The sequence below is a fragment of the Salinicola sp. MH3R3-1 genome, assembly GCF_001937155.1.
Taxonomy (GTDB): domain Bacteria; phylum Pseudomonadota; class Gammaproteobacteria; order Pseudomonadales; family Halomonadaceae; genus Salinicola; species Salinicola halophyticus.
Genome location: NZ_MSDP01000034.1, coordinates 1 through 15,114 on the forward strand (window position 1 = coordinate 1; position 15,114 = coordinate 15,114).

Sequence of the window (15,114 nt, forward strand, 5' to 3'; positions counted from 1 at the left end):
GCCGGCGCGCTCGTCGAGCAGCACCGATTCGGTCAACTCCAGACCCAGCAGCCGCGTCGGCACCCGGTACTGATTCAGTGTCGAGATCAGGTGGGATTCCAGGTCGCCCTGAATCAGCTGCAGCGCCGAGAGATTGACCCAGATGGGTAGCACGTCGAGCCCCTGGCCTCGCCAGGCTGCCAACTGCGCCACGGCCTGGTCGATGACCCAGCTCCCCAGCGCCGACATCAATCCATGGCGTTCCGCCAACGGGATGAATTCGCTGGGCGGAATCATGCCATGCTCGGGATGATGCCAGCGCAGCAGGGCTTCCATACCCACCATGCCGCCGTCATCGAGACGATGCTGGGTCTGATAATAGACTTCCAACTGCGAGCCCTGAGCCAGAGCCTGGCGTAGATCGTTGAGAATGATCAGTTGGCGGTCGGTGTCGATATCCAGCGAGGGCCGGAAGCGTCGATCGTGATTCCGGCCGTGACGTTTGGCGCTGTAGAGCGCCGATTCCAGTCGCTGAAACAGCACGTTGGGGTCACTGCCATCCTCGGGTGCCCGGCAGCTGCCGATGGTCAGACCCAGTCGTAACGAGCTTTCATCGATCTCGAAGGGTTCGCTCAGGTGTTCGCGCAGGCTGGCTACCCACTTCTCGTGATCGTCGAATGTGGTGGTGCGAATGACCAGAAATTCATCGCCGCCCAGGCGCCCGACGATGCCACCGGCCACCTGCGCGGCCAGACGCTGGCCGAATCGGGACAGCAGGCGATCTCCGCTGTCGACACCCAAACTGTCATTGATCGACTTGAAAGCATCGATGTCGATCAGCGCCAGATCCAGGCCTTCCCCGGCGCGCAGATGGCGCAGCCGCGAGGCCAACAGATCGTGCAGCCTTCGCCGGTTGGGCAGGCCGGTCAACGGATCCTCGAAACCAATACGGCGCAGATCCTGCTCGCGCGCCTTGTGCCGGCTGATATCGGTGAATATGCCGACATAATGGGATACCCGTCCCTTGCCGTCGTGACACGCCTGGATCCGCACCCATTCCGGATACTGGTCGCCGTGCTTGCGCTGGTTCCAGATTTCGCCTTCCCAGTGTCCGGTGGTCTTCAGCGACTGCCAGTAGCGATCATAGAAAGTCTTGTCATGGCGACCGGCGGAGAGCGAGGACGGGTCGAGCCCTCGAATCTCGTCGAGGGTATAGCCGGTGATCTGTGTGAAGGCGGGATTGATGGTGACGATGCGATTGGCGGCGTTGGTGATCATCACGCCGTCCTGAGAGAGCTCGAGAGCCTGCTCGCTCAGGCGACGACGTTGATGTTCGCGTCGGATCTGGCGCCAGCCATCGGCCACGCCAATGGCCACGAGTGCCAGCACCGCCATTCGAAGAGGCAGCAACGGCAGTACGCTAGCGGCAGCCAGTGCCGCTACTGCCAACCAGATCAGCGGTCGATTCAGCGTAAAGTAAGGCCACATAGCTCGTCGTTTATCGTCGTTATGGTTAGCCCGGCGGCTATCGCGGAGATCCCTGTCCCGTTCGGGCATCATGCCCCGGCGGCATTCGCCAGAGCAAGCGTGATACCGATCATTGCGCCCTGCGCTACACGCGACTAGGCTGCAGCCGACGTGCAATCAGTGCCCGCAGCCATTAGACTGGCCGCGCCTCGGAAGCCTCGAGGTAAACTCTTTTTCGATTCTCGGAATGCGCCAGTGACCAGACAGCACTCTTTCAGCCAAGACGATCTGCTGAAATGCAGCCGGGGGGAACTGTTCGGCCCCGGCAACGCCCAGTTGCCCGCTCCCAACATGCTGATGCTCGATCGCATCACGCGGATCAATGAGGATGGTGGCAAATACCACAAGGGCGAGATCATCGCCGAACTGGATATCCACCCCGACCTGTGGTTCTTCCAGTGCCATTTCCCGGGCGATCCGGTCATGCCCGGATGTCTCGGCCTGGATGCCATGTGGCAGTTGGTGGGCTTCCATCTCGGCTGGCTCGGCAATCCCGGCCGCGGACGCGCGCTGGGCTGCGGCGAGGTCAAGTTTTCCGGGCAGATTCTGCCAACCGCCGGCCAGGTTTCGTATCACATCCAGATCAAGCGCGTGATCACTCGAAGCCTCGTGCTGGGCATCGCCGACGGCACGCTATCGGTCGACGGCCAGGATATCTACCAGGCCAATGATCTGCGTGTGGGTCTGTTCACCAATACTGAGAAATTCTGAGCGGGAGGCTTCCATGAAACGAGTGGTAGTCACCGGCCTGGGTATCGTTTCCTGCCTGGGCAACGACGCCCAACAGGTCCTCGATTCCCTGCGCCAGGGGCGCTCCGGTATCCGTTTCAAACCGGAATATGCCGAACTCGGCTTTCGTAGTCAGGTCGCAGGCGTGGTCGACATCGATATCGAAGCGCTGGTCGATCGCAAGCAGCTGCGCTTCATGGGCGATGCGGCAGCCTACGCCTACATCGCCATGCAGCAGGCTATCGACGACGCCGGGCTGGAGGCCAATGACGTCTCCAATCCGCGCACCGGTCTGATCGCCGGCTCCGGCGGCGCTTCCAGCGCCAATCAGGTCGAAGCCGCGGACGTGATGCGCGAGAAAGGCCTGCGTCGCGTCGGCCCTTACCGGGTCACCCGGACCATGGGCAGCACGGTATCGGCCTGCCTGGCAACGCCGTTCAAGATCAAAGGTATCAACTACTCCATCTCTTCCGCCTGCGCCACTTCGGCCCATTGCATCGGCAGCGCCGTCGAGCAGATCCAGCTCGGCAAGCAGGATGTGGTGTTCGCCGGCGGCGGAGAGGAAGAGCATTGGACGCTGTCGTGCCTGTTCGACGCAATGGGAGCGCTGACCACCCACTACAACGACACCCCGGAAAAGGCCTCGCGGCCCTACGACGTGGATCGCGACGGTTTCATCATCGCCGGCGGTGGCGGGATGCTGGTGGTCGAAGAGCTCGAACACGCCAGGGCCCGCGGCGCCAAGATCTATGCCGAGATCACCGGCTACGGTGCCACGTCGGACGGCCATGACATGGTCGCGCCCTCCGGCGAAGGCGCGGCACGCTGCATGCGTCAGGCGCTGGCCGGGCTGGAAGGCAAGGTCGACTACGTCAACACCCACGGCACCTCGACGCCGGTGGGCGATGTCGCCGAGCTCAAGGCGATTCGCGAAGTGTTCGGCGACAGCACGCCGGCGATGAGTTCGACCAAGTCGCTGACCGGTCACTCGCTGGGGGCTACCGGCGTGCAGGAGGCGGTCTACTCGCTGCTGATGATGCAGAACCGGTTCATCTGCGCCTCGGCCAATATCGACACGCTCGACGAGCAGGCCAACGGTTTCGATATCGTTCGCCAACGTCGCGACGATGTCGATGTCCGGCGTGTGCTGTCCAACAGCTTCGGTTTTGGCGGTACCAACGCTTGTCTGGTGCTGGATCGCTTCGAGAGCTGAGCCCGAGCGATCATCGTCACCAACCCAAAGGCGCCCCGCGGGGCGCCTTTTTCATGACTATCTCATACCGATCGCGCCCTTCATCGCTCAGGAGGGAAGCTCTGCCGGCGGGGCTTTTTCCGGCAGCGGCGGACGCGGGACTTCGGAGATCTCGTCCAGTGTACGCTCGATCCAGGCCTCCATCTCGGCCATCACCTCTTCAGGCCGGCGACCCACGGTAGCGATCGGCTCTCCCACGACCACGTTGAGCACGCCGGGCTGCTTGACCCAGTGGCGCCCCCAGCGCTCGCCGGCATTGTGGGCGACAGGAAGCACCGGTACACCCGTCCGACACGCGATCACCGCGCCGCTCTTGTTGAAGCGGCGGCGCTCTCCCGGCGGCACGCGCGTCCCCTCGGGGAAGATCAGTACCGACAGCCCCTCCTCCAGACGCTGTCTGCCGTGGGAAAGGACCTGACGCATCGCGGCCGATGGCCTCGAACGGTCCAGCGGAATCGGTTTCAGCAGACGCACGCCCCAACCGAACAGAGGGATGCTGAGCAGCTCCTTCTTGAGCACGGTACAGATCGGCGTCTTCAGCAACTGCAGGTAGACGGTCTCCCACTCGCTCTGATGGTTGGCCAGTACCACGCACGGCCCCTCGGGCACTCTTTCGCGGCCCTGCACGTGGTAGCGGACGCCGCAGGTCAGCGACAGCCAGCTGACGATAAACCGGTTATGCCAATTGAATAGCTGGAATCGTGAACGCACCGGGAGCGCGAAACCGATCGGCAGCATCAACAGGCCGGAAACCAGAATCGCCAGAAAATAACCGATGTAAAAGATCAAACTGCGAAAGACTTTCATGCGCGGGCCGTTTCTCCCCTGCTAGTGCCTGGACTGCCATTATCGGCCTCTTCCCGATCGGGAAAGTTCTGCTGACACCAGGCATCCAGCATCAGGCCCAGCTCTACCCGCCAGGACTTCTGGTGTATCCCGAAGACATCGAGCAGCCGGCGACAATCGAGCACTCGCCGCAACGGCGTATCGTGGTGCTGATTGAGCGCCTGCAATTCGCCAAGTGTCATGGACACGCCAACCCCCTCGAGGCGCGTCTCGAGCTGGGTCCGGACCACGGAGCAGAAGGTGAAGACGCTGACCGGCTCGGTGCCGCAGAGATGGTAGGTCCCCCAGGCTCCGGCGCCACTGGCGAGCTGTAGCAGCATCCCCGTCAACGCCCGCGCCACGGCCGTGACCGAGGTCGGGCACAGCACCAGATCCTGAGGCGCGCGCACCGTTTCGCCGTGCATCAATGCCGTCACCAGGTCACTCAACCAGGCATCGTCGCCTTCACTGCCGAACAGCGGCCCCAGACGCAGTATCAGGTGCTGCGGGTATCGGCGCACGCCCTCACCGACGGCAACGAGACGCCGCATCGCGGTGTCGCGCGGCCGCGGCACGACTGCCTCGTCGATCGGCCCTTCCGCGCCATCCTCGTAGACCGCATCCGAGACGCACCAGACCAGCGGAATTCGTAACGTCTGACACGCCTCGAGCAGCGCCTCGACCCGATTGGCGTGCGCATACACCACCGCCGGCTCGCAGCGGCCGGGGTCCGCCAGCGGCGGCACGATCACCACCTCCGGCTTGATTGACGCCAGCACCTCGACATCGACCGCCTCGGGCGCCGACACATAGGCGATATCACTACGCTGCGCCGCGGTGTCGCGCAGCGCCAGATTCAGGCAGTGCTCCGCTTGCAACACCAGACACTTCACGATGGCACCTCGACACGCCTCATCGCTCTTGGATCCTTGCTCGTTTCAAAAACCCTGTTTCCTTCATCGACACCGCCACTATGCTAACGAAGGCGGTGACAACGGCCTCAATGAACATCACAGTATCAATCCTGAGAGAGACGGATACCAACACCGACCGACACTTCACTAGCCTTTGGAGAGAACCCTCATGCACAAGGATGCAACGGTCGTCTGGAAGATCGGCGCCGAACTCGGCGAGGGCCCCATCTGGTCCGACAGCCTTCGCGCGCTGCTGTTCGTCGACATCCGCCAGGCCAGACTGCACGCCTACTATCCCGACGACGACCAACGCCAGAGCTGGGATCTCGACGAGGCCTGCTGCTGGCTGCTGCCCCGCGAGGGTGGCGGCTTCGTCGCCGGTCTGCTTTCCGGCGTGGCCGAACTCGAACTCGACGATCACGGCCTGCGTATCGGCAAACGCCTGACACCAATCGAATGGCTGCCGGCCGGCGACCGCCTCAACGACGCCGGAAGCGATAGTCACGGCCGGCTGTGGTTCGGCTCCATGGACGACGCCGAGGCCGAGGTGCGTGGTCACCTGTTCCGCCTCGATAGCCGCGGCCTGATCGAGATGGACAGCGAATACCACGTCACCAACGGCCCCGCCATCAGTCCCGACGGTGGCACACTTTATCATAACGACAGCGCACGCCAGATCGTGTTCGCTTTCGATCTCGATGACGACGGCGAACTGACGAATCGGCGCGAGCACATTCGACTGGCGCCAGGCGCCGGCTATCCGGACGGCATGACCTGCGATCGCGAAGGGGGACTGTGGATCGCGCTATGGGACGGCGGCCGCATCGCGCGCTATCACGCCGATGGCTCGCTCGACCGGGAGGTCGAGTTGCCCGTGTCCCGCCCCACGTCCTGCACCTTTGGCGGCGAGACACTCGAACGCCTGTTCGTCACTTCGGCCGCCACCGGCTGCTCCGACGAACCGCTGGCGGGCGCGCTGTTCGAGATCGACGTCGAGATCGGCGGCATCGCCACCACGCCGGTGATCCTGCCCAACGATTCGACGCTCTGAGTCCGCGGTATTATCCGGTTCTGGGCGATGCCAGCACGCGTCGATAGAAACCGATGCAGACGGCGATGAACACCACCAGCCCCAACCATTGCGCGGTGCCGGCGAAGTCATCGCCGACCAGCGCCAACGGCGCCGGCGCTCCGCTCAGACCAATGACGCCGGCCAGCACCACGCCGACCAGGCTCTCGCCGACGATCAGCCCGGAGGCGAGCAGCACACCGCGGCGGCGCGGCAGCTCCGAGACGCGCTCGACATCGTCGCCCCGCGCCAGCGCCCGGGCTCGCAGGCGGCGGTCGATCAGCCAGCCGAGTACGGCGCCGATCACCAGCGGCATGTTGATGCTCGGCGGCAGATAGATGCCGATCCCCACCGCCAGCACCGGCAACCGGGCGCTACAGCCCCGCTTGCGTAACCACTCGTCGACGCCGATCAAGGCGGCACCGATCGCCACACCGATGATGATCATCGTCCATTCGAGATCGTGGGAAAACACGCCGCGCACGATGGCCGTCATCAGCGACGCCTGTGGTGCCGCCAATGCCTGGCCGGGATCCATTCCCTCGCGCGGCATCGCGCCGACGAAGCCGTAGGCGTTGTAGAGCAGCGACAGTACCGGCGGAATCACCATGGCGCCGATCAGACAGCCGATGATCAGTGCCACCTGCTGACGCCACGGCGTGGCGCCGACCAGATAACCCGTCTTGAGATCCTGCAGATTGTCATTGGAGATCGCCGCCACGGCGAGAATGACCGAGGTCACGAACAGCGCCAGCGCCGTGGGTAGCATGCGGGCGACTTCGGGATCCAAGGCGTCGAAGGCATTGCTGACAGCGGTGAAGCCGAGCAGCAACAGCGATACCAGGATGACCGCGACGATGCCGATCCCAGAAATCGGACTGCTCGACGATCCGACCAACCCGGCCATGTAACCGCAGGCCGCGGCGATCAGAAAGCCGAACACGCCGGCGAAGATCACGCTGCCCAGCGTCAATACCCAGAATGCGCCCCCGTCCAGCTGCGGCGCGGCCTGATGCAGAAAGATCGCGAAGACCCCGGTCAATAGCACCAGCAGCACGCCGGTCAATGCCAGAATGATACCTGCCGGCAGATCGCGGTCGGTACGCGGCTGCTCACGGAAGGCGCCCTGATCTCCACGCATCGCGCCGAGCGAGGTGCGAATGCCGACCAGCATCGGCTTGAACAGTGTCGCCAGGGTCCAGACCGCGGCGATACCGATGGTGCCGGCACCGATGAAACGAACCTTGTCCGACCACAATGCCATGCCAGCGTCGGCCAGTGACTGCCCCGCTTCCAACGGCGTGATGCTGGTCAGCCACGGTACCGCGATGCCCCACGCAATCAGCGTGCCGATCAACATCGCCATGCCGCCGACGATGCCCACCAGATAGCCGGCGCCGATCAGCGCCAGCGAAAAGCCGGTGGAAAGCTGAAAGGCCGCTCGGCCAGCCGAGAACCATACGCTGACGCTCTCTCCCAACACGCGTAGGCCACCGCTGGCGATCGAAAACGCCGCCGCGACGATGCCCCCCAATAGAATCTCTCTGGCACCGGGTTCGCCAGCGGTCTGGCTCTCGTCCTGGCGCGTCCGGCTTGGGTCCGCGCTCGCCTGCTGCGGGCTTGTGACGACCGGGCCTGCGCCGACGGCGCTTTGGTCATCCGAGCGTTGATCGACGGATTCTGGTTCAGCCGACGCCCGGGAACTGCGGCTGCCCACCTCGAGGATTTCCGCGGCCGCGATGCCTTCGGGATAGGGAAGATCGCTCTGCACCACCATCACCCGGCGAAGCGGAATGGTGTAGAGCACCCCGAGAATGCCGCCGATGGCGCAGATCGCCGTCGTCTGCCAGAACGGGAAGCCCTGCCAGTAGCCGATCATCAGCAGTCCCGGCAGCACGAAGATGATCGCCGAGAGCGTCCCCGCCGCCGACGCCTGAGTCTGGACCATGTTGTTCTCGAGCTTGTTGGCCCCTTTCATGCGACGCAGAACGGCCATCGAAATGACTGCGGCCGGAATCGCCGAGGCAAAGGTCAAGCCGACCTTGAGCCCTAGATAGACGTTGGAGGCGGTGAACAACAGCGTGATGACGGCACCGAGAATGACGCCCCGCAGCGTCAGCTCGGGCAGGCGTGCTTCATCGGGAATGCGTTGTGACATGGAAACACTCTGGCGTAAAAGGGCTGACGTGAAGGGAGTAGACGTAAAGGGAGCTGACGTACAGGAACTGACATAAAGGGATTGGCGCATGGGGCGGCGAAAAACGCAGCGCGCCTTCACCGGGGAGAGCGAAGGCGCGAAGCGTCGTATTTTCTGCACGCGCAAATCATTAGATGCCTATCGAGAGCGCTATTCTAGAATCCGCGAGCGCTCTCGTCGAGGCCCGCACAGCGGGCGTGCCTTACGTCATGCCGGGCGAGCGCCTTCGCCCTCGGAAGTCCCGACGATGTTGCCCTGCGCATCGTGCCGGAGCGTCATGTGACGGGAGCGGTGCAGCTCGGCGACCTGGTCCGAGCTCACGCCGAAGGAGAGCGCCAGTCGTTCGGAAGTCACCGGTAAAGCCGGCCGGCGGCGATCGGCATGCCGAAATCGACGGTAGTTGTAGAACGCCCAGATCAACAGCGCAGCCCCCGCCAGAGCGATGGTGACCGCGTAGATCGTCAGCGAGGACCAGCTATGACCATGGTTGTTGATGACGTAGGCGTCGAACCGATGCCCGCCGAATATCCAGCTGGCGATCGTGGCCAGAGGCAGGAACAGATAGAGCCACAGCAGCCAGCCGATGCCCGCTATCAGCGCGAATACGCTTCTCTGCCCCCGTGTCTGCAGATCGGGACGATGAATGATTCGAGGCAGTCTGATGGCGCCCCGCTGCCGATGGATATCGTGATGAGACTCTTGCATGGCGCAAGCTCCTGTCAGGGTTGAATCCCGCGGTCCGGGCTTTTCCAGCGCGCCCGCTGTCGGCGCGAGGCCAGCAGTGTCTTGGGCACGGCGACGACCGCGGTCAACGTCGATAATGTCCAGTAGAGCAACGGATACCAGATCACCCAGAAGTAATGACGCAGGAACCCGGCCCGTTCATAGCGCTGGTCGATGCTGAGGCTGACCAGAAACTGGATCAGACAGGTGGCCCCCAGCAGCAGACCATTCCACTGCGGCAACAGCGTCGCGACATGCCAGCGCGCCGGCAGCGGCACGAACAAGCCGACGCAGAACAGCACGGCGATGGTCAGCATGACGTAGGCCCACACCAGGCTTGTGAGATACTCGAGCGCGACGCCCCAGAAACGCCGCTGGCGCCAGGACAGCAGCCGCCTGCCGTAGCGCAGCATGACTTCGACGCCACCCTGGGCCCAGCGCAGCCGCTGCTGCCACAGCCCTTTCAGGGTTTCCGGCATATAGATGTAGCAGAGCGCTTCAGGCTCGAAACGGATATCCCAGTGGTTGATCTGCAACCGCCACGAGACGTCGATATCCTCGGTCACCATGTCCGAACGCCAGTAACCGATGCTGTCCAGCGCTGCACGATTGAAGCCCGTGATCACGCCGGAGACGGTGAAGATGCGGCCATAGGTGCGCTGAGCCCGTTTGATCAGGCCGATGATCGAGGAGAATTCGCCTACCTGAATCTTGCCCAGCAGCGTCGAGCGGTTGAGAATGCGCGGATTGCCGGTGACCGCGCCGACACGCGGCCCGCCGGTAAGATGCTGCATCATCCAGTAGACCGCGAACGGATGCAGCAGCGCATCGCCGTCGATACACACCAGGTAGTCCGAGGGCGCCGCCAGCGCGCCGGCTCGCAGCGCCACCGCCTTGCCCTGGTTGGTGGCGAAATGAATCACGCGCAGGCGTTCGTACTTGTCCGCCAGACGGTCGAGGATCGGGCCGGTCTCGTCGCTGCTGCCATCGTTGACGGCGATGACATCGAAATCCGGATAGCGTGTGGCCAGCGCATAGCGGATCGTCTGCTCGACCTGCTCCTCTTCGTCGAAGCACGGCACGATGATGCTGACATGAGGCGCCTCCGGCCCCAGCTTCTCGAGCCGCGGGGTCATGTCTCTGCCGCGCTCGCGACGCAGGTAGAACCAGAGCCCGCCGATGATCCACATCCAGGCCATGAATATCGGGTAATAGAACGCGAACGCGAACATCGCGTCCCGCCAGTCGATGGACCCGATCCAGGCTTCGATATCGGCAATCATGGCTGGCTCCGGAGGGGGAAGGTCGAGTAGGGAAATTCGTTCAGGCTCATGCCCTCGAACGTCGGCTGGAAGGCCGGTTTGCCGGCGATGAAATCATCCGGATAGTAGGCCAGATTCAGCGCGCCCCGACGTACCAGCTGGTGCATCCACCCCTTGAAGCGCTGTGGCTCGATCCAGCGCTTGCGCGCCCAGTCGTACGCCTGCAGCTCGAATACCGTCCTCTCGAGCCCGTCAGGATGGCGCATCACCCGATCGACCAGCGTATCCAGCCAGCGGCTAGCGGTAGCGCCGTCACGCGCCATGCCCGCCTCATCGAGATAGGGCATCGCCATCAGCGCCACTTCGTCGTAGTTGTCGAGGAACGGCCCCAGCGCCTGGGCGAAACGCGACTCGGCATCGGGGTCGAGCACCACTCGTGGATAGATGTTGCGGGCCACCCGAAAGCGATTGCTGAGATTGACGTATTCCCGTGCGCCGGCGATCGCCTGATGACTGAAATCGATCAGCGCCCGGGTCTTGTCGCGAGCGCTCAGGTCACAGTCAGTGATCGCCCGCTGACTGCCGGGCCAGCGCGCCTCGGGGGCACACGCCTGGGCGTCTTCGTCGGCCGCCAGATAGGCGTCGTCATGGATCAGGATGCCGTTGATACCCGAGGTGTTGCGCGCCAGATCGGCATAGATGCCGCGCACGATCGCCAGTGCACCGGGGCGAAACGGGCTCAGCCGTCGATAGTCGCGATCCGCGACCTGACGATCTCCATCGACGCCACGCGTCTGCACGGCCAGCTGCTGCTGGCGCGCGCCATCCGGCAGGTCGAAGGCGAGCAGCGGCAGCCAGGCGTAGACGTCGACTCCGGCACGGGTCTTGAGCTGCCAGGCGACGCGATTGAACAGATCGGCGCGCATGGGCAGATAATCGTTGGGGAAATAGAGCGCCGACGCGGTGCCGTCGCCATCCGGATCGGCGAAGGCCTGCAGATAGACCGTGCGCACCTGCATCGCCTGGATGCGGTCCAGCAGCGCGCTGAGGTTGGCATTGACCTGTTCGGGGTCGGCATCATAGAGATAGTCGAGATCCACCTGAACGGCGCGCTGAATACGCTTGGGCGGCGCGACGGTCTGGGCGATCTGGGACTCGACGGCAACGGGGTCAGGGTCGTCCATGACCAGGAAGCGACCGAAATCCGGGCCGCTGGAGGGCGTCGACAGGCGCTGATCGCCGAGACTGAACGTGAATCGGTAGCCCGCCTTTCTGGCGATCGTCTCGGTCTTGGCATTGGTCGCGCCGTAAGGCCAGACCAGCGTGCGCGGACGAATACCGGTGTTGTGTTCGATGATGTCGGCGCTACGCACCAGATCGTCATGAACCCGCTGGCGATAGTCGTCGTCACTCTCGTACCCACCGCGGGAAGCATCATAGCGCCGCGTCAAAGCCGCGGGTTCGACGTTGCCCTGCGGATTGGCCACGATCCCCTTGTGCAGATCGTCGGTGTGCGAGGCGACTTCCACCAGACCCGAGGTCTGCATTTCGCGTACCTGACCCCAGTCGACGAACCCGGCACTGCCGCGCTCGCGGCCGTTGTAGCGCACCTCGTTCGCGGTGTCGCTTTCACCACCAATGACCGCGCCTTCCTGGAGCGGTGAGGCGACCGGATCGGTGTCGTCCGCCGTCACGGTCTCGCCGCGTCCGACGCGTTCGATCCAGCCGGTCTCCACCGCGAACAGGGCCGGGTAGTCGAACGCCTGCAGCAGCGGAAACACTCGGGTGTAGAAGCTTTCCAGGCCGTCGTCGAAGCTCAGCAGCACCGCGTTGTGCGGCAGCGCGCGCTCGCCGTCACGGGCAGCCTGGACGTCGTCCAGCGAGATGGGATGCCAGTCGTTGGCCGTTAGCCAGTCGAATAGCGCCGCCAGCCGTTGGGTATTGATGGCGTAGGGGTCGTGATCCACCGCGGCCTGGGTATCATCGCGCACATCGTGAAAACCCAGCGTCACGAAATGACCGGCAGGGATCTGCAGCGTGGCCGTATTCGGCGCATCCTCACCAGGCTCGCCGCGCTGAATACCCGCCGTCGCATCGGACGGGGCTGAGTCCGTCGCGCTCGAGGCCGGCGCGCTCGTGGCCGGCGCGCTCGAGGCCGAGTCTTGCGCCATCGCCGCTGGCACCCCGCATCCCGCCAGTGTCGCCGCCAGCAGCGAACGGGCAATGATCGATCGCATCACATGACTCATTACAGCACCCCTTCGAAACCGAACTGACCCAACCAACGCTCCTCGCGTTCGCCCTCGTAATCGTGCTGTCCCCAGCCAACGCCGTAGTTGATCGACCAGGTCCGGGTCAGCTGCCAGGTGTGACCGTAGGTGACATCGTAGCCGGGCGCACTGCCGTAACCGGTCTCCCATTCGGACGCGGCTGCCAACGACAGGTTCTGGGTGAGCGAGTGATGGTAGCGCCGCCAGGTGAGCCAATCGTGTTCGAGCGCCAGCCCCACTGCGTGAGTGTCCTCGGGGTTGTAGTAGTCGCTGTCGACCTGGCTGTTGTGCTCGGCGGAGAGCGAGCCGATCAGCCGTGTCTGGTGATGGGCGCTGGCCTGAATGCGCTGGGTCAGATCGGCGGCCGCATCGCTGCGCAGGTTGCCGTCGCTGATATCGAGCGCCCCTAGCGTAAGCGTGGCTTGGCGGGATTCGTTCTGGCGCCAGGTGACCTGGGCCTGATAAAGACGCCCGTCCAGATCGTCACGCTCGGCGCGCAGCGGCGTTTCAGGAGACTGCGTCTGAGTGCGCAGCTGATACTGCCAGTGATCGTCGAGCCACTGCGACCAGCCCAGCTCGAGGCCGAGATCGTCGCTGAAGTGCTCGCCGCTCAGCCCCGCCCACCAGTGTCGACGCAGCCATTGGCGCTCGACGCCGACACCTTCGCGGTCGTGACGCTCGGCGCCCTCTTCGTAATCGCCCCAGCGATAGGAGTGCTCGACATAGGCCCGATAACCGCCCTCGCTCCAGGGCGAGTTGAGACGAAGCTGGTACTCGCCATCCTGGCTACCGTTGACGGCGTTGCCGCCATGAGAGCGGCCCAAACGGCCCTGCCCCTCGACGGAAAAGTGCTGTCGATCCTGCCACTCGAGACGATTGCGCCGGATCGCGCTGTCGGTCGGAAATTGCGCGGCCAGCGGCTCGATGGTGTGTTGCCAGCGTGGGAAGTTCTCGAGGTCCTGGGCATTCTCGGCAATGTTCAGCCGGGTCGCCTGATCGCTGGGCGCATAGGCAGCCGCCAGCTCGGCGGTCGCCTGGGCCTGTTGGTACCACCCTCTCGATCGCTGGGCGGTGGCCAGATCGTTGATCACGTCGGTATTGCGCGGCGCCTGCCGATAGAGACCTTTGGCCTGATTCAAGGCGTCCGCTTCATGATGGCGGTAAGTGGCATCGAGTACCTGCAGACGATCGACCTCGCTACGCTCCCAATTGGGCACCGGCGAGGCTTTCGAATTCGGACGAGAACGCCAGGTCGGCGTATCGGCATCCATCTGCTGAAGCACGTCGGTTGCGGCGGCGTAGTCTTCACTCTCCACCAGCGCGTAGTAGTACCCGGTGCGCACCGACAGCGGCGCCTGAGGACTGGCGTCGATCACTTCACGATAGAGACCTGCCGCGGTTTCGGGCTGGCGACGCGCCAGGTAGGCATCGGCGACGGGGCTCTTGGCGTAGGTCGGCACGCTGGCCGCGTCACGCTGTAGAGCTTCATAGTCATCGATCACCGCCTCGAAGCGATTCAGCTGGCGCAGCACTACCAGCCGATCGAAGCGCGTCCGCAGGCTGGCCTCGCTAGCCGACGGAAAACGGACGAGATTGGCATTCAGCGACTCGAGCGATCGCGTCAATTCGACATCGCTCCTCGCATAGTAGTGTCGCCGCTCGAGCCGGGTCTGTTCCTGCGTGCCATTGCGGATCGCCACCGTCACCACATCGGCCTCGAAGCGATCCTGCGTGGCCTGCGGCCAATCCGGCTGATACCGCTCGCGCAGTTGCTCGGCGCGGCGATGCGCGCCCAGATTGGCCAGGCTGGAAATCTGGGTCTGGATGGCCTGAGGGTTGTGCGGGGCGTATTCCAAGACACGCTGGGTAAGACGCAGCGCGGTCGCGGGGTGGCCCTGCTGACGCTGGCGCTCGGCGATGCCGGCCAGATCATCGGCATTGGGCTGCCCGGAAGGCCCGGCACGCACATCATCGCCATAGGCGGACGCCGGCGCGTCAGGCGCCGGCAAACGACCCTCGGGAAACCGTTCGGCCGCCTGAACTGCAGGCGTCAACGACAATAGACAAAGCGCAAGCGGGGCATGAAGAAGACAGGCACGAGCTCGACCTGAGCCAGTCCGCGAGTCCATCGAAAAGACACGACCTTCGACAGCCCTCGCGGTCCGACCGCGGAAGCAGGATATTCGCATTACAGGATTGAACCACCGTTATTTCCGTTAACACTCTGTTGCGAGAGCACTCAATTCCTTTGAGTGAGGCTCCGGGAAGCTAGGTCAACTTAGAAGTCAGAACGAGATCTTACAAATTAGTAAACATTGATATATTTACTCGCCAGCATTCAGTGAGTGCTCCTGAAAGCGACTGATC

At 63.8% G+C, this 15,114-nt stretch carries 11 protein-coding genes; 3 read left to right on the plus strand and 8 right to left on the minus strand.

From position 1 onward, the window contains the following. Positions 1–1,467 (minus strand): GGDEF and EAL domain-containing protein (locus BTW08_RS16715; protein ID WP_075563649.1); only part of this gene is annotated, 1,467 nt, incomplete at its 3' end. A 234-nt stretch (positions 1,468–1,701) separates the two neighbouring features. Here BTW08_RS16715 and fabA point away from each other — a divergent pair. Together fabA and fabB are read left to right on the plus strand one after the other, a co-directional pair. Further along, complete coding sequence (fabA, locus tag BTW08_RS16720; protein ID WP_075563650.1) at positions 1,702–2,217, plus strand: 3-hydroxyacyl-[acyl-carrier-protein] dehydratase FabA; 516 nt, start codon at positions 1,702–1,704, stop codon at positions 2,215–2,217. Between the two features lie 13 nt (positions 2,218–2,230). Further along, positions 2,231–3,448 carry a beta-ketoacyl-ACP synthase I gene (gene fabB, locus BTW08_RS16725; protein ID WP_075563651.1) on the plus strand — a complete coding sequence of 406 codons (1,218 nt, stop codon included), beginning with the start codon at positions 2,231–2,233 and terminating at the stop codon, positions 3,446–3,448. Positions 3,449–3,535: 87 nt separating this feature from the next. On the opposite strand, the gene BTW08_RS16730 is transcribed toward fabB, so the two are convergent. Both BTW08_RS16730 and BTW08_RS16735 read right to left on the minus strand, forming a co-directional pair. Next, entirely contained in the window at positions 3,536–4,294 is a 759-nt protein-coding gene (locus tag BTW08_RS16730) for a lysophospholipid acyltransferase family protein (protein ID WP_075563652.1), read from the minus strand. Then, positions 4,291–5,193, minus strand: a complete 903-nt coding sequence (locus tag BTW08_RS16735) for a sugar nucleotide-binding protein (protein ID WP_246837781.1) — start codon at positions 5,191–5,193, stop codon at positions 4,291–4,293. Before BTW08_RS16735 ends, BTW08_RS16730 begins: the two co-directional genes overlap by 4 nt. A gap of 202 nt (positions 5,194–5,395) precedes the next feature. On the opposite strand from BTW08_RS16735, the gene BTW08_RS16740 reads away from it, so the two are divergent. After that, the gene (locus BTW08_RS16740; protein WP_075563654.1) at positions 5,396–6,277 is read left to right on the plus strand and encodes an SMP-30/gluconolactonase/LRE family protein; all 882 of its coding nucleotides are present in this window, start codon (positions 5,396–5,398) and stop codon (positions 6,275–6,277) included. Positions 6,278–6,287: 10 nt separating this feature from the next. Here the strand turns inward: BTW08_RS16740 and BTW08_RS16745 are convergent, their stop codons facing one another. From BTW08_RS16745 to pgaA, 5 genes are all read right to left on the minus strand, one after another. Continuing rightward, complete coding sequence (locus BTW08_RS16745; RefSeq protein WP_075563655.1) at positions 6,288–8,453, minus strand: oligopeptide transporter, OPT family; 2,166 nt, start codon at positions 8,451–8,453, stop codon at positions 6,288–6,290. A 246-nt stretch (positions 8,454–8,699) separates the two neighbouring features. Further along, a complete protein-coding gene (gene pgaD / locus BTW08_RS16750) occupies positions 8,700–9,197 on the minus strand; it encodes a poly-beta-1,6-N-acetyl-D-glucosamine biosynthesis protein PgaD (RefSeq protein ID WP_075563656.1) in 498 nt (165 codons plus the stop codon). Between the two features lie 14 nt (positions 9,198–9,211). After that, the gene (gene pgaC, locus BTW08_RS16755; protein ID WP_075563657.1) at positions 9,212–10,498 is read right to left on the minus strand and encodes a poly-beta-1,6-N-acetyl-D-glucosamine synthase; all 1,287 of its coding nucleotides are present in this window, start codon (positions 10,496–10,498) and stop codon (positions 9,212–9,214) included. Continuing rightward, a complete protein-coding gene (gene pgaB, locus BTW08_RS16760; protein ID WP_083627945.1) occupies positions 10,495–12,726 on the minus strand; it encodes a poly-beta-1,6-N-acetyl-D-glucosamine N-deacetylase PgaB in 2,232 nt (743 codons plus the stop codon). The genes pgaC and pgaB overlap by 4 nt, the downstream gene beginning before the upstream one ends. After that, the gene (pgaA, locus tag BTW08_RS16765) at positions 12,726–14,756 is read right to left on the minus strand and encodes a poly-beta-1,6 N-acetyl-D-glucosamine export porin PgaA (protein WP_075563659.1); all 2,031 of its coding nucleotides are present in this window, start codon (positions 14,754–14,756) and stop codon (positions 12,726–12,728) included. Before pgaA ends, pgaB begins: the two co-directional genes overlap by 1 nt. Between the last annotated feature and the right edge of the window lie 358 nt (positions 14,757–15,114).

Coding starts and splice junctions, on each gene's coding strand:
- BTW08_RS16740 (WP_075563654.1), top strand. CDS start 5,396: ATGCACAAGGATGCAACGGTCGTCTGGAAGATCGGCGCCGAACTCGGC.
- fabB (WP_075563651.1), top strand. CDS start 2,231: ATGAAACGAGTGGTAGTCACCGGCCTGGGTATCGTTTCCTGCCTGGGC.
- pgaB (WP_083627945.1), bottom strand. CDS start 12,726: ATGAGTCATGTGATGCGATCGATCATTGCCCGTTCGCTGCTGGCGGCG.
- BTW08_RS16745 (WP_075563655.1), bottom strand. CDS start 8,453: ATGTCACAACGCATTCCCGATGAAGCACGCCTGCCCGAGCTGACGCTG.
- pgaD (WP_075563656.1), bottom strand. CDS start 9,197: ATGCAAGAGTCTCATCACGATATCCATCGGCAGCGGGGCGCCATCAGA.
- pgaC (WP_075563657.1), bottom strand. CDS start 10,498: ATGATTGCCGATATCGAAGCCTGGATCGGGTCCATCGACTGGCGGGAC.
- BTW08_RS16730 (WP_075563652.1), bottom strand. CDS start 4,294: ATGAAAGTCTTTCGCAGTTTGATCTTTTACATCGGTTATTTTCTGGCG.